Genomic DNA, 13,885 nt, shown 5'->3' with positions numbered 1-13,885 from the left:
ACCAAAGACCCCGCTTCTCTGGCGGGGTCTTTTCATTCAGGCCGGCAGACGAATGCTCCCGGCCAGTTCCTCGAACAGTGTCACCACCGCCCGCAGCGCCCGGCAGTCCGGCCGGGTCAGCAACCAGAGATGGATGCTGCAACCGGGCAGTTCCGGCTCCAGCACCTGCAGCCCGTCGTCCGGGCGCAGCAGGAACGCCGGCAGCGCAGCCAGCCCCAGCCCCGCGCGGCACAGATCGAGCACCGACAGCATGCTGTTGCAGCGGTAGGCCGGAAGCACCGTCGGAAACGCCTGGCGGCGCCAGGCGACGCTGGAGTGGTCGGGCAGAAAGTCGTCCGGGGCGATCCAGCTCATGTCTTGCCAGGGGCGTTCGCCCTGCTCGGCCAGGTAATCGCGATGGGCACAGAGGACGTAGTGCACCTCGCCCAGCTTGCGTCCGACAAGATGCTCCGGCGGCGCGTTGGTCAGGCGCAGGGCGATGTCGGCGTCGCGGCGGCTGAGGTTGGCGAAGGCGTTGGAGGTGGTCAGCTCCAGGTTCAGCGCCGGGTAGCGCTTCATGAAGCGCGCCAGGGCCGGTAGCAGCAGGCCTTGCAGCACGGTGTCGGAACAGGTCAGGCGCACGGTGCCGCTGAGCACGTCGTGGCCCTGCTCCAGCCCCAGACGAGCCGCTTCCAGCGCCTGTTCGGCGAGTTCCGCCTGGGTCGCCAGTTGCTGCGCGGTGGCGGTCGCCAGGTAGCCGTTGCGGCCCTTCTCGAACAGCGCGGTGCCCAGCGCCTTTTCCAGCCGGCGCACGGCGCGGAACACGGTGGAGACGTCGACCTCGAGCAATTCCGCGGCGCGCGCAAGGCTGCCTCCGCGTACCAGCGCCAGCACCAGGGCCAGATCGGCGTATTCCAGACGGTATTGCATCGACGCACTCCAAGGTTGCGCAACCGCCCATTTTCGATTGCACCTGCGCAACTATAAATTGCCTCCCATGGGCCCGCCAATGGGCCACGACGCCAGGGGGAACACAGGATGGGAAAACGTCGTAAAACACTGCGCATCGGCCTGATCGGCGACCGCGACAGCCGCGTCACCGCCCACTGGGCAATTCCCCTGGCCCTGCAGCAATCGCTGCTGCCGCATTCGGGCACGCTGCGCGTGGACTGGCTGGACACCCCGCGCCTCGCCCAGAGGCTGGACCTTGAGCCCTACTCCGGCTTCTGGGCGATCCCCGGCAGCCCCTACCAGAACACCGAAGGCGCATTGCGGGCGATCACCTTCGCCCGCGAAAACCGGGTGCCCTTCCTCGGCACCTGCGGCGGCTTCCAGCACGCCCTGCTGGAGCGCGCCCGCAACGTCCTCGGCTGGAGCGACGCGGCCCACGCCGAGACGGACCCGGAAGCGGCGCGCCCGGTGGTGCATGCCCTGCCCTGTTCACTGGTGGAAGTCAGCGAGACCATCCGCCTTACCGCCGGCTCGCACCTGGCGGCCATCTATGGCCTGCCGGATATCCGCGAGGGCTATCGCTGCAGCTACGGGTTGAACCCGCAGTTCCAGGACGAGCTGTTCAGCGGCTCGCTGCGCGCCTGTGCCCACGGCGAGGACGGCAGCATCCGCGCACTGGAAGCGACCGACCATCCGTTCTTCGTCGCCACCCTGTTCCAGCCCGAACGCAAGGCCCTGGCCGGCATCGCCGTGCCGCTGGCCGAAGCGTTTCTGTCCGCTGCTTTCCGCCATCAATCCAGCCAAGAGCCCACTCGCATCGGGAGCCCCGCATGATCGCCAGCACACCGCAACCGCCCTACTACGCCGTGACCTTCACCTCCTACCGCACCGAGCTGGACGAAGGCTATGGCGCCACCGCCGAACGCATGCTGGAACTGGCCGCGCAGCAGGACGGCTTCCTCGGCGTCGAGTCGGCCCGTGGCGCTGACGGCCTGGGGCTGACCGTGTCCTACTGGCGCGACGAGGCCGCCATCCGCCAGTGGAAGCAGCAGACCGAGCACCGCATGGCCCAGCAGGCCGGCCGCCGCGACTGGTACAGTGCCTTCCGCGTGCGCATCAGCCGGGTCGAGCGCGAATACGGTTTCGAACGCTGAGCGACCCGTTCTGGCCCAGACACGACATGCCGGGTTCGATGCCCGGCGCACATCGTCTAGGCTGGTCCCCATTGAGCACGGGGGACCGACGCATGCACCGACAAGCCAGTGAACTGCAGGCCGCCTACCTGGGCGAAGTCCGCGGTGAAAACTTCTTCCTCGGCCTGGCCGAGCAACTGCCGGAGGGGGCCTCCTCGATGCTCCTGCTGGCGCGACTGGAACGCCAGACCGGCCTGCGCATGGCGCGGCTGCTGCAGCGTCACGGCCTGCCGCTGGGCGACACCGCGCACGCCGCCGCCCAGGGCCGCCAGCGCGCCGCCGACTGGCTCGGGCTCGACTGGCCACAGACCCTGGAAAAACTCGAAGTGCTGGTGGAGCCCTACGTCCGGCGCTACGACAGCCTGGCCATCGAGGGCGACGACGATGACCGCGACATCCTCGACGACCTCGCCGAGCACGAACACGCCCTGCTGGACTTCACCCGCCTCGCCCGTGAGGGCCAGATGAGCGCGGCCAAGGCCACCATCAGCCGCCTGCTGGCCGTACCGGCCTGAACCTGACAGGGAGCACGTCCATGGCTCTATCGCCCTTCCACCTAGCCATTCCCGTCTACGACCTCGCCCTGGCCCGGCGTTTCTACGGCGAGGTGTTCGGCCTCGCCGAGGGCCGCAGCAGTGCCCAGTGGGTGGACTTCGATTTCTTCGGCCACCAGCTGGTGATCCACGAGCACCCGCGCACCGCCAGCCAGGAGGCAGCGCACACCAATGCCGTCGACGGGCATGACGTGCCGGTACCGCACTTCGGCGTGGTATTGCCCTGGGAAGATTGGGAGGGTCTGGCGCAGCGGCTGCGCGAACGTGGCACGCAGTTCGTCATCGAACCCCATGTGCGCTTCCAGGGCCAGGTGGGCGAGCAGGCCACGCTGTTCCTCTTCGATCCCTGTGGCAACGCCCTGGAGTTCAAGGCCTTCAAGGACATCGGCCAGCTGTTCGCACGCTGAGTGCTGACCGATCATCCTCAGTGGAATTAGCCTTCAGGCCTACTGGAAATTTCCTACATCGATCTTTTCTAGCCGTTCCTAGGATGGCGCCCGTCCCCACCGTTCACCCCGAGGTGATCCGACGTGCGCCCCCTCTGCTGGTTCCCGCTCTACCTGCTCTGCACCCTGGGAGCACCGACCGCCCTGGCCGATGATTTCGACGCGCCGGACTGGCGCCGCTACGAGCACGCCTCCATCGACCGGGGCTTCACGCGCGCTGGCACCGCCTGGCGGGTAGCCCAGTTGGGCCGCAGCCCGGCGCACAGCCCGGCGGAAACCTCGCGCATCATTGCCCGCGCCCACGAGCTGATCGGCACGCCCTACCGCTGGGGCGGCCAGAGCGAGAAAGACGGTTTCGATTGCAGCGGGCTGCTGGTCTACCTCTACCGCAGCATCGCCAATCGCAAGCTGCCACGCACCACCCACTCAATGATCGCCCAGCGCCACAACGAAGTGAGCCGCGATGAACTGAAGCCCGGCGACGCGGTGTTCTTCAACCATAACGGCGAGGGCGGAACCAGCCACGTCGGGCTGTACATCGGTGGCGACCGTTTCATCCATGCCCCGAGCACCGGCAAGAGCATCCGCATCGACTCCCTGGACAACAGCTACTGGAAGCGCAGCTACACCACGGCGCGTCGCTTCAGCGGCTGACCTGCCAGGCAGACGAAGGCAGGTCACTCCCCATTTCTCAATCGGAAAATGCCTACGACGATTTGCAGCTTCCCCTCGTTAATCCGACGCAGGGGATTTCTAAGATGGCGCCCCGTTCCGCTACCCAGTCACTCGATGTACCCAAGATGCGTTTCCTCACCCTGTTGAGCACAACCCTTTTGCTCGCCATCACCACTCCTCACGCCGAAGCCCGCGAGTCAAAGCGCACGACGCAGCACAAGGCCACATCCAGCCTGTCTCGTTCCAGCCATGTGAAAGTGGTCAATCGCAACAACGTCCGCCTGCACCACGAAGTGAAGCGTCCACTGCAACCGGGGGTGCACAAGGCTCAGGCGGGCAGCAGCTCCCGTGTGGTAGCCCGCGCCCGCCAGCTGATCGGCGTGCCCTACCGTCGCGGCGGCACCACGGTTGCCAACGGCTTCGACTGCAGCGGGCTGCTGGTCTACCTGTTCCGCACCGAAGCGGGCATGAAGCTGCCGCGCACCACCGGCCAGATGATCGACAGCGGCAGCCAGCGAGTCGGCCGCGGTGAGCTCGAGCCCGGTGATGCGGTGTTCTTCAACCGCAATGGCCGCGGCGATGTCAGCCACGTCGGCCTGTACATCGGCAACAACCAGTTCATCCATGCACCCAGCAGCGGCGAGCGCATCCGCATGGATTCGCTGAACAACAGCTACTGGGAACGCAGCTACAGCACCGCCCGCCGTTTCAACGGCTGATCTCCCTTCCCGCCACCGGAACTCCCTGACGATGCCCAGCCTGCTGGTCGAGATAGTGCGCTACACGCAAGAGTGCTTCCCGGGTTGGGCCGAATGCCGGCTGATCGACGCTGGCGGGCGTGACTGGCGCTTTCTCAAGCCGCGCGCGCGCCTGCGCACCCTCAATCAGGACGATCGCCTGCCGGCCGTAGGCCAGATCGACTGCGAAGTCCTCGAGCGCCTGGATGGCACCGCGCTGGTGAGCACGGCGCTACCGCGCGGGATCAAGTCACTGGATGGGGAAAGCCACTTCCGCATTCCCCTCAGCGCGCTGATCGAGGACTGACGCGAAATCAGTCCCGCGTCGCCTGCCCTTCCTCGGTGATCCTCGCCGCATCCCAACCGCCGCCCAGCGCGGCGATCAGTTGAACGCTGGCGGTCAAGCGGCTGCCGGTCAGGGTCAGCAGCGTGCGCTCGTTGGAAAGCGCGCTGGTCTGGGTGGTGACCACATTGCTGTAGTCGATGGTGCCGGCCTTGTACTGGTTGGTGGTCAGGCGCAGCGCCTCGCGGGCGGAATCCAGCGCTTCCTGCTGCACGCCGCTTTCCTCTTCCAGCACCTTGAGCTGGACCATGTAGTCCTCGACCTCGCGGAAACTGTCCAGAACGGTCTGCCGGTAGCTGGCCACGGTCTGGTCGTAGCTCGCCTCGGCCTGCTCGACCTGGGAGGCAATCAGCCCGCCGTCGAACAGGGTCATGGCGAACTGCGGGCCAATGGACCAGTAGCGGTTGGGCGTCTCGATCCAGTTCTGGAAGCTGCCGCTGCGGTACCCGCCGGCGGCGGTGAGGGTCAGGTCGGGGAACCAGGCAGCCTTGGCCACGCCGATCTTGGCGTTGGCGGAAATCACCTGGCGCTCGGCGGAGGCCACGTCCGGGCGCCGCTGCAGCAGTTCGGACGGCAGCAGCGCCGGCACATTCGGCAGGCCTGGCACGCCGTCCACGGCAGCCAGGGAGAACTGTGCCGGTGGCACGCCGACCAGCACGGCAATGGCATGTTCCAGCTGCGCGCGCTGGTACTTCAGGTCGATGGCCTGGGCCTCGGTGCTTTTCAGCTGAGTACGCGCCTGGGCGACATCGGCCTTGGTGACGATGCCGGCGTTGTACTGGTTCTCGGTGAGCTTGAGCGAGCGCTGGTAGGCCGTGACCGTGTCGTTAAGCAGCTTGATCTGCTGGTCCATGACGCGCAGTTGCAGGTAGTTCTGGGTCAGCTGCGATTGCAGCGAAAGCCGCGAGTTGGCCAGGTCCGCCGCGCTGGCGTCCATGCTCGCGTTGTCGGCTTCCAGCTGGCGGCGCAGCTTGCCCCACAGGTCCAGCTCCCAGCTCACACCGAGGCTCGCCGAGTAGCTGTTGCTGATCGAACTGCTGCCACCGCCGCTGCTGACGGTGGAACCGTCCGGCAGACGCACGCTGCCGCCGCTACCGGTGCCTTGCCCGGAGCGGGTCTTGCCGACGTCGGCGCTGATCGTGGGGAAGAAGGAAGAACGCGCACCTTTGGCCAGCGCCTGAGCCTGGCGATAGGACGCGAGCGACTGTGCCAGGGTCTGGTTGGCAGCCACCAGACGGGTCTGCAGATCGTTCAGCGTGGCGTCGCCGTACAGCTCCCACCAGGCGCCGTGGTTGAAGCCGTCCTGCGGCTTCGCCAGTTGCCAGCCCTCGCCCTCCTTGAAGCTGGCGGGCACCGTCAGCTCGGGGCGCTGGTAGTCCGGGCCGATGGCACAACCGGCCAGGGCCACGGCCAGCGCCAACGGAAGAAGGGAACGGGAACGGATCATACGGGTGTCTCCAGGGCGCCGTCGGTGCGCACGCCGCGCTTCTTGTTGACCCAATGGCGCAGGCGGTCGAGGTAGAGGTAGACGACGGGGGTGGTGTACAGGGTCAGCAACTGGCTGCCGATCAGACCGCCGACGATGGTCATGCCCAGCGGGCGACGCAGCGCGGCGTCGCCGCCAATGCCGAAGATCAATGGCAGTGCGCCGAGGATGGCGGCCAGGGTGGTCATCATGATCGGCCGGAAGCGCTTCATCGCCGCCTCCAGGATCGCGTCCCGAGGGGACAGGCCCTGGGTGCGTTCGGCGTCCAGGGCGAAGTCGATCATCATGATGGCGTTCTTCTTAACGATGCCGATCAGCAGGATCACTCCGATCAGCGCGATCAGCGACAGCTCGGTGCGGAACAGCATCAGCGTGAGCAGCGCGCCGACGCCCGCCGAAGGCAGCGTCGAGAGGATGGTCAGCGGATGAACGTAGCTCTCGTAGAGGATGCCCAGCACGATGTAGACCGACACCAGCGCCAGCAGGATCAGCCAGGGCATGTCGTTCTGCGTGTCCTGCACCGCGCCGGCGTTGCCTTCGAAGGTGGCCTGGATTTCCATCGGCAGGTGGATGGGCTCCACCGCCGCCAGGATCGCGTCGCGGGCCGGGCCGATCTGCGCGCCCTGGGCGAGGTTGAAGGAGAAGGTGGTGGCGGCGAACTGGCCCTGGTGATTGACCTCCAGCGGCGCGCGACTCGGCTCGATATGCGTGAAGGCCGACAGCGGAATGCGCTGCCCTTCGCTGTTGATCACATAGACCTGGCGCAGCTCCTCGGGCGTTTCCTGGTACGGCTGGGCGACTTCCATCACCACGTGGTACTGGTTCAGCGGGTTGAAGATGGTCGAGACCTGCCGCTGGCCGTAGGAGTTGTTCAGCACCGCGTCCACCTCGGCGACGTTCACCCCGAGGCTCGCCGCGCGGTCGCGGTCGATCACCAGGCGGCTCTGCACGCCCTTGTCCTGGGCGTCGCTGTTCACGTCGACGATCTGCGGCACCTTGTTCATCGCCGCCTCGACCTTGGGCGCCCATTCGCGCAGCAGGTTGAGGTCATCGCTGCGCAAGGTGAAGTCGTACTGCGCGTTGCCCTGGCGGCCGCCGATGCGCACGTCCTGGCCGGCGACCAGGAACAGGTTGGCGCCTGGCACCTCCGCCAGCTTCTTGCGCAGGCGGTTGACGATGGTCTCGGCAGAGTCGCGCTCGGTGATGTCCTTCAGCGTGACGAAGAACGAGCCGGTGTTGCTCGACTGCCACTTGCCGCCACCGACGAAGCCCACCACGTTCTCCACGCCCGGGTCCTCGGAGAGGATCTTGCGGAACTGCGCCATCTTCTTGTCCAGCGCCTGGAACGAGATGCTCTGGTCGGCCACCGCGAAGCCGCGCAGGCGCCCGGAATCCTGCTGTGGCAGGAAGCCCTTGGGCACCACCACGAACAGATAAAGGTTCAGCGCGATGCAGCCGAGCATGATCATCACCATCAGCCGCGAGTGCTCCAGTGCCCAGCTCAGGCTGGCGCGGTAGCGCTGCATGAAGGCGACGAAATAGCGGTTGCTCTGGCGCTCCACCGAGGCCTTTTTCGGCCCGCGCTCGACCGGCTTGAGCAGGCGCGCGCAGAGCATCGGCGTCAGCGTCAGGGAGACCACCAGCGATACCAGGATGGCCGCCGCCAGGGTCACCGAGAACTCACGGAACAGCCGCCCGGTGATGCCGCCCATGAGCAGCAGCGGGATGAACACCGCCACCAGCGACAGGGTCATCGACAGCACGGTGAAACTCACTTCCCGCGCACCGCGGATCGCCGCCTGGATCGGCGGGTCGCCTTCCTCGATGCGCCGGGCGATGTTCTCCACCACCACGATGGCATCGTCCACCACGAAACCGGTGGCGATGATCAGCGCCATCAGCGACAGGTTGTTCAGCGAGAAGCCGCACAGGTACATCACCGCGAAAGTGCCCACCAGCGACACCGGCACCGCGAGGCTGGGAATCAGCGTGGCGCGGCCGTTGCGCAGGAACAGGTAGACCACCAGGATCACCAGCACCACGGAGATGATCAGGGTCAGCTCGGCCTCCTCCAGCGAGGAGCGGATCGACGGGCTGCGGTCGTCCATCACCGACAGTTTCACCTGCGGGCCGAGCACGTCCTGGATGATCGGCAGCTGCTCGTGGATGGCGTCGGTGGCTTCGATGATGTTGGCGCCGGGCTGGCGGGTGATGATCAGCAGCACCGCCGGCAGATCGTCGGAGAAGCCGGCGTTGCGCACGTCCTCCACCGAGTCGGTGACCTTGGCCACATCGCGCAGGCGCACCGCCGCACCGGTGTCGGCGTTGTAGTGGACGATCAGCGGGGCGTACTCGCTGGCCTTGCGCAACTGGTCGTTGGAGTCCACCTGCCAGTGGCGCTCGCCGAACTCCAGCGAGCCCTTGGGCCCATCGGCGTTGGTGTTGTTGATGGCGTTGCGCACCGTGTCCAGGGAAATGCCGTAGTGGCTGAGCTGGTCCGGATTCACGTCGACGCGCACCGCCGGCAGCGAGGAACCGCCGATGCTCACCTGCCCCACGCCCTTCACCTGCGCCAGCTTGGGCGAGACGATGGTCGAGGCCAGGTCGTACATCTGCCCGCGGGTGTAGGTATCCGAGGTCAGCGTGAGGATCATGATCGGCATGTCCGACGGGTTCGCCTTGCGGTACGTCGGGTTGTTCGGCATGCCCGAGGGCAGCAGGCTCATGGCCGCGTTGATCGCCGACTGCACCTCGCGCGCGGCGCCGTCGATGTCCTTGGACAGGTCGAACTGGATGATGATGGTGGTGTTGCCCAGGGAGCTGCTGGAGGTCATGTCGGTGACCCCGGCGATGCGCCCCAGCGAGCGCTCCAGCGGTGTTGCCACCGTGGAGGCCATGGTTTCCGGGCTGGCGCCGGGCAAGGAGGCCTGCACCAGGATGGTCGGGAAATCGACGTTGGGCAGCGGTGCCACCGGCAGCAGACTGAACGACAGCGCGCCGGCCAGCATCAGCGCCAGGGTCAGCAGGCAGGTGGCGACCGGGCGCAGGATGAACAGGCGAGACAGGCCGCCCATCAGCCACGCTCCGCCGGGTCGATGCTGTTCACGTCCAGGCCGTGGCGCTGCCGCCAGTTGGCCCAGCGCGTGGCCAGGCGGTCGAAGTACAGGTAGATCACCGGCGTGGTGAACAGCGTCAGCAACTGGCTGACCAGCAGGCCGCCGACCATGGTGACGCCCAGCGGCTGGCGCAGCTCGGCGCCGGCGCCGCCGGCGAGCATCAGCGGCAGCGCGCCGAGCAGCGCGGCCATGGTGGTCATCAGGATCGGCCGGAAGCGCAGCAGGCACGCCTGGTAGATCGCCTCATGGGGCGGTTTGCCCTCGTTGCGTTCGGCATCCAGGGCGAAGTCGATCATCATGATCGCGTTCTTCTTCACGATGCCGATCAGCAGGATGATGCCGATGATCGCCACGATGCCGATGTCCTGCCCCGAGAGCATCAGCGCCAGCAGCGCGCCCACACCCGCCGAGGGCAGCGTGGAGAGAATGGTCACCGGGTGGATGAAGCTCTCGTAGAGGATGCCCAGCACGATGTACATGGTGACGATGGACGCCAGCACCAGCAGCAGGGTGTTGGACAGCGAAGCCTCGAAGGCCTGCGCCGCACCACGGAAGCTGCCCTGCAGGCTGACGGGCATTTCCATCTGCGCCTCGACGTCGCGGATCGCCTGCACCGCCTCGCCGAGGGCGACGCCCTTGGCCAGGTTGAAGGAGATGGTCGCGGCCGGGAACTGGGCGATGTGGTTGACCGCCAGCAGGGTGTGGCGCTCCTCCACCTTCGCCAGGCTCGACAGGCGCACCTGGGTGCCGTCGCTGGACGGCACGTAGAGGTTCTCCAGCGACTGCGGGCCGATCTGGAATTCCGGCGCCACTTCCAGCACCACGCGGTACTGCGTGGCCTGGGTGAAGATGGTGGAGATCAGTCGCTGGCCGAAGGCGTTGTACAGCACGCTGTCGATGCTCGACAGGCTCACGCCCAGGCGCGAGGCGGTGTCGCGGTCGATGTTGATGTAGGCCTGCAGGCCCTTGTCCTGCCAGTCGGTGGCCACGTCGGCCAGCTCCGGCAGTTGCTGCAGCCGGTCCACCAGGCGCGGCACCCAGTCGGCGAGGACATCCGGGTCGGCGTCCTGCAGGGTGAACTGGTACTGCGTGCGGGCGATACGGTCCTCGATGGTCAGGTCCTGCACCGGCTGCATGTACAGCTTGATGCCGGCGATCTGGTCCAGCTCCGGCTGCAGGCGATGGATCACCTCGCTGGCGGTTACGTCACGCTCGGCGTGGGGCTTGAGGTTGATCAGCAGGCGCCCGGTGTTGAGGGTAGCGTTGGTGCCGTCGACGCCGATGAACGAGGACAGGCTGTCCACCGCCGGGTCCTTCAGCACGATCTTCGCCAGGTCCTGCTGGCGGCTGGCCATGGACTGGAAGGAGATCGACTGCGGCGCCTCGGCGATGCCCTGGATCACCCCGGTGTCCTGCACCGGGAAGAAGCCCTTGGGCATGAAGAGGTACAGCAGCGCAGTGAGCACCACGGTGGCGACGGCCACCAGCAGGGTCAGCGGCTGATGGCGCAGCACCACGCGCAGGGCGGCGGCGTAGCGCTCGATCATGTTGTCGATGAAGCGCCCGGCGGCGCGGGCGAAACGCCCTTCCTTCTCCGGCTCGACGTGGCGCAGCAGCTTGGCGCTGAGCATCGGCGTCAGGGTCAGGGAAACGAAGCCGGAGATCAGGATCGCCACCGCCAGGGTGATGGCGAATTCGCGGAACAATCGCCCGGCCACATCGCCCATGAACAGCAGCGGGATCAGCACGGCGATCAGCGAGAAGGTCAGCGAGATGATGGTGAAGCCGATCTGTTTCGAGCCCTTGAGCGCCGCTTCCAGCGGCTCGTCGCCCTGCTCCAGGTAGCGCGCGATGTTCTCCACCATGACGATGGCGTCGTCCACCACGAAGCCGGTAGCGATGGTCAGCGCCATCAGCGTCAGGTTGTTGATCGAGAAGCCGGCGAGGTACATCACGCCGAAGGTACCGATCAGCGACAGCGGCACGGCGAAGCTGGGGATCAGCGTCGCGGAAATATTGCGCAGGAACAGGAAGGTGACCATCACCACCAGGCAGACGGCGAGGAACAGCTCGAACTGCACGTCCGCCACCGAGGCGCGGATGGTCGTGGTGCGGTCGGTGAGCACCGTCACTTCCAGGCTGCCGGGCAGGGTCGCCTGCAGCTGCGGGAGCATCTTCTTGATGCTGTCCACCACCTCGATGACGTTGGCGCCCGGCTGGCGCTGGATGTTCAGCACCACCGCCGGCGAGGTGTTGGCCCAGGCGGCCAGGCGCACGTTCTCGGCGTCGTCTTCCACGCTCGCCACGTCGCGCACGCGCAGCGGCGAGCCGTTCTTGTAGGCGATGATCAGGTCGCGGTAGGCGTCGGCGGACTTGAGCTGGTCGTTGGCGTCCAGGGTCGAGGAGCGGGTCGGGCCGTCGAAGCTGCCCTTGGGGCCGTTGAGATTGTTGTTGGTGACGGTGGTCTGCAGGTCCTGCAGGCTCAGGCCGGCGGCCGCGAGGGCGCCGGGGTTGGCGCGGATGCGCACGGCCGGGCGCTGGCCGCCGCTGATGCTGACCAGGCCGACGCCGGAAATCTGCGAAATCTTCTGCGCAAGGCGCGTGTCCACCAGGTCCTGGATCTGCGGCAGTGGCATGTCCGGGGACATCACTGCCAGGGTCAGGATCGGCGCGTCCGCCGGGTTCACCTTGCTGTACACCGGCTGGTTCGGCAGGTCCTTGGGCAGCAGGCTCTGCGCCGTATTGATCGCCGCCTGGACTTCCTGCTCGGCCACATCGAGGTTGATCTGCAGGCTGAACTGCAGGGTGATCACCGAGGCGCCGCCGGAGCTGGTGGAGGACATCTCGTTCAGGCCGGGAATCTGCCCCAGCTGGTTCTCCAGCGGCGCAGTCACCGAGGAGGTCATGATGTCCGGGCTGGCGCCGGGGTACAGGGTCACCACCTGGATGGTCGGGTAGTCCACTTCCGGCAGCGCCGAGATCGGCAGGAAGCGGTAGGCGATGATCCCTGACAGCAGGATCGCCACCATCAGGAGCGTGGTGGCGACCGGCCGCAGGATGAACAGGCGCGACGGGTTCATTCGCTCTTACCGCTGTCCTGGACCGGGGTGTCCGAACCGAACGGCTTGGCGGTGGACTTGTCGCCCTCCTCGGTGGCGGCCGCACGGGCCTTCTCGTCGGAGGTGGCGATGTTCATGCGGGTGCCGTCGCGCAGGCGGTCGGTGCCTTCGACGACGACGCGATCACCCTCCTTCAGGCCCTCGGTCACGACCACGCGCTCGCTCTCGCTGGTGCCCAGGGTGACCAGCTGGCGCTTGGCCTTGCTCTCTTCGCCCACCAGATAGACGTAGGTGCCGTCGTTGCCGCGCTGCACGGCGTTGGCCGGAATGGTCAACACGCCCGGCAGGGTCTCGGCGAGCAGGCGCACGTTGACGAACTGGTTGGGGAACAGCTTGTGGTCGTCGTTCTCGAAGCCGGCCTTGAGCTTGACGGTGCCGGTGGTGGTGTCGATCTGGTTGTCCAGGGTCTTCAGCACGCCGGTGGCCAGGGTCTGGTTCTGGTTGCGGTCCAGCGCCTCGACCGGCACCGGCTTGTTGCTGTAGAGCTCGCGGGCGATAGTGCCCAGCTGCTGCTGCGGCAGACTGAATACCACGGAGATCGGCTTGACCTGGGTGATGACCACCAGCGGCGTGGTGTCGCCGGAGGTGACCAGGTTGCCCACGTCCACCTGACGCAGGCCGACGCGGCCGGAGATGGGCGCGCGCACCTGGGTGAATTCGAGGTTGAGTTTGGCGTCGGCGACCTGGCCCTGGTTAGTCTTCAGGGTGCCTTCGAACTGGCGCACCTGGGCTTCCTGGGTGTCCAGGGTCTGCTTGGCGATGGAGTCCTCGGCGTACAGACCCTTGTAGCGGGCCAGGTCGATCTGTGCGTTCTTCAGTTGCGCCTGGTTCTGCAGCAGGGTGCCCTGGGCCTGGTCCAGCGCGGCCTGGAACGGACGCGGGTCGATCACCGCGAGGACATCGCCGGCCTTCACTTCCTGGCCTTCCTGGAACGGCACCTTGACCAGCTGGCCACTGACCCGCGCGCGGACGTTGACGGTGTTGTAGGCCGTCACCGTGCCCAGCGCGTGGTAGTGCACTGGCAGGTCGCCCTTGACCACCGGCGCGACGCTGACGGTCACCGTCGTGCCGCCCTGCCCCGCGGCCATCTGCCCCGGCCCCGGTCGTCCGCCGCGCCCGCCCTGGGCCGCCGGCGCCCCCGAAGACGTCGAGTGCAGCCACATGATCAGCCCCACCACCGCGGCGAACAGCAGCGCGGTGATGAGCCAGGGGCGCAGGGTGCGAAGTTTCGAGGGCGATCCGTTGCTTGCAGTCATGGGACTCTGTCTTTTGAAAAGGGGGCTTGG

General features: G+C 66.9%; 12 protein-coding genes. 7 read left to right on the top strand and 5 right to left on the bottom strand.

The window, feature by feature from the left end; all coding sequences use genetic code 11:
- Nucleotides 1-36: 36 nt before the first annotated feature.
- Nucleotides 37-909, bottom strand: a complete 873-nt coding sequence (locus IB256_RS06615; protein ID WP_192382988.1) for a LysR family transcriptional regulator — start codon at nt 907-909, stop codon at nt 37-39.
- A 108-nt stretch (nt 910-1,017) separates the two neighbouring features.
- Here IB256_RS06615 and IB256_RS06610 point away from each other — a divergent pair, with 108 nt between their 5' ends.
- The 7 genes from IB256_RS06610 to IB256_RS06580 all read left to right on the top strand — a co-directional run bounded on the left by IB256_RS06610 (nt 1,018) and on the right by IB256_RS06580 (nt 4,842).
- Entirely contained in the window at nt 1,018-1,764 is a 747-nt protein-coding gene (locus tag IB256_RS06610; protein ID WP_192401764.1) for a CTP synthase, read from the top strand.
- The gene (locus tag IB256_RS06605; protein WP_081516783.1) at nt 1,761-2,084 is read left to right on the top strand and encodes an antibiotic biosynthesis monooxygenase family protein; all 324 of its coding nucleotides are present in this window, start codon (nt 1,761-1,763) and stop codon (nt 2,082-2,084) included. Before IB256_RS06610 ends, IB256_RS06605 begins: the two co-directional genes overlap by 4 nt.
- 92 nt (nt 2,085-2,176) lie before the next feature.
- Nucleotides 2,177-2,638 (top strand): hypothetical protein, encoded by a 462-nt coding sequence (locus IB256_RS06600; RefSeq protein ID WP_192295202.1) that lies wholly within the window; start codon nt 2,177-2,179, stop codon nt 2,636-2,638.
- Between the two features lie 20 nt (nt 2,639-2,658).
- Nucleotides 2,659-3,084, top strand: a complete 426-nt coding sequence (locus IB256_RS06595) for a VOC family protein (protein ID WP_192401762.1) — start codon at nt 2,659-2,661, stop codon at nt 3,082-3,084.
- Nucleotides 3,085-3,207: 123 nt separating this feature from the next.
- Nucleotides 3,208-3,777: a C40 family peptidase gene (locus IB256_RS06590; RefSeq protein WP_192401760.1), complete on the top strand. Its 570-nt coding sequence runs from the start codon at nt 3,208-3,210 to the stop codon at nt 3,775-3,777.
- Nucleotides 3,778-3,881: 104 nt separating this feature from the next.
- Nucleotides 3,882-4,517, top strand: coding sequence for a C40 family peptidase (locus IB256_RS06585; RefSeq protein WP_225601665.1), 636 nt, complete (start codon nt 3,882-3,884; stop codon nt 4,515-4,517).
- Nucleotides 4,518-4,548: 31 nt separating this feature from the next.
- On the top strand, nt 4,549-4,842 hold the full coding sequence (locus tag IB256_RS06580; RefSeq protein ID WP_192295199.1) for a hypothetical protein: 294 nt from the start codon (nt 4,549-4,551) through the stop codon (nt 4,840-4,842).
- 7 nt (nt 4,843-4,849) lie between these two features.
- On the opposite strand, the gene IB256_RS06575 is transcribed toward IB256_RS06580, so the two are convergent.
- From IB256_RS06575 to IB256_RS06560, 4 genes are read right to left on the bottom strand one after another with little or no spacing between them, the layout of a single operon-like run.
- Nucleotides 4,850-6,325 (bottom strand): efflux transporter outer membrane subunit, encoded by a 1,476-nt coding sequence (locus IB256_RS06575; RefSeq protein WP_192295198.1) that lies wholly within the window; start codon nt 6,323-6,325, stop codon nt 4,850-4,852.
- Nucleotides 6,322-9,438, bottom strand: a complete 3,117-nt coding sequence (locus IB256_RS06570) for a multidrug efflux RND transporter permease subunit (RefSeq protein WP_081516777.1) — start codon at nt 9,436-9,438, stop codon at nt 6,322-6,324. Before IB256_RS06570 ends, IB256_RS06575 begins: the two co-directional genes overlap by 4 nt.
- Nucleotides 9,438-12,560, bottom strand: coding sequence for an MdtB/MuxB family multidrug efflux RND transporter permease subunit (locus IB256_RS06565; RefSeq protein ID WP_192401758.1), 3,123 nt, complete (start codon nt 12,558-12,560; stop codon nt 9,438-9,440). Before IB256_RS06565 ends, IB256_RS06570 begins: the two co-directional genes overlap by 1 nt.
- Entirely contained in the window at nt 12,557-13,855 is a 1,299-nt protein-coding gene (locus IB256_RS06560; RefSeq protein ID WP_192401756.1) for an MdtA/MuxA family multidrug efflux RND transporter periplasmic adaptor subunit, read from the bottom strand. Before IB256_RS06560 ends, IB256_RS06565 begins: the two co-directional genes overlap by 4 nt.
- Nucleotides 13,856-13,885: the final 30 nt, after the last annotated feature.

Source organism: Pseudomonas sp. PDM17 (assembly GCF_014851985.1).
Lineage (GTDB): Bacteria > Pseudomonadota > Gammaproteobacteria > Pseudomonadales > Pseudomonadaceae > Pseudomonas.
The sequence above is the reverse complement of the archived record's forward strand: the minus strand, read 5'-3'. Positions and strand labels throughout refer to the sequence as shown.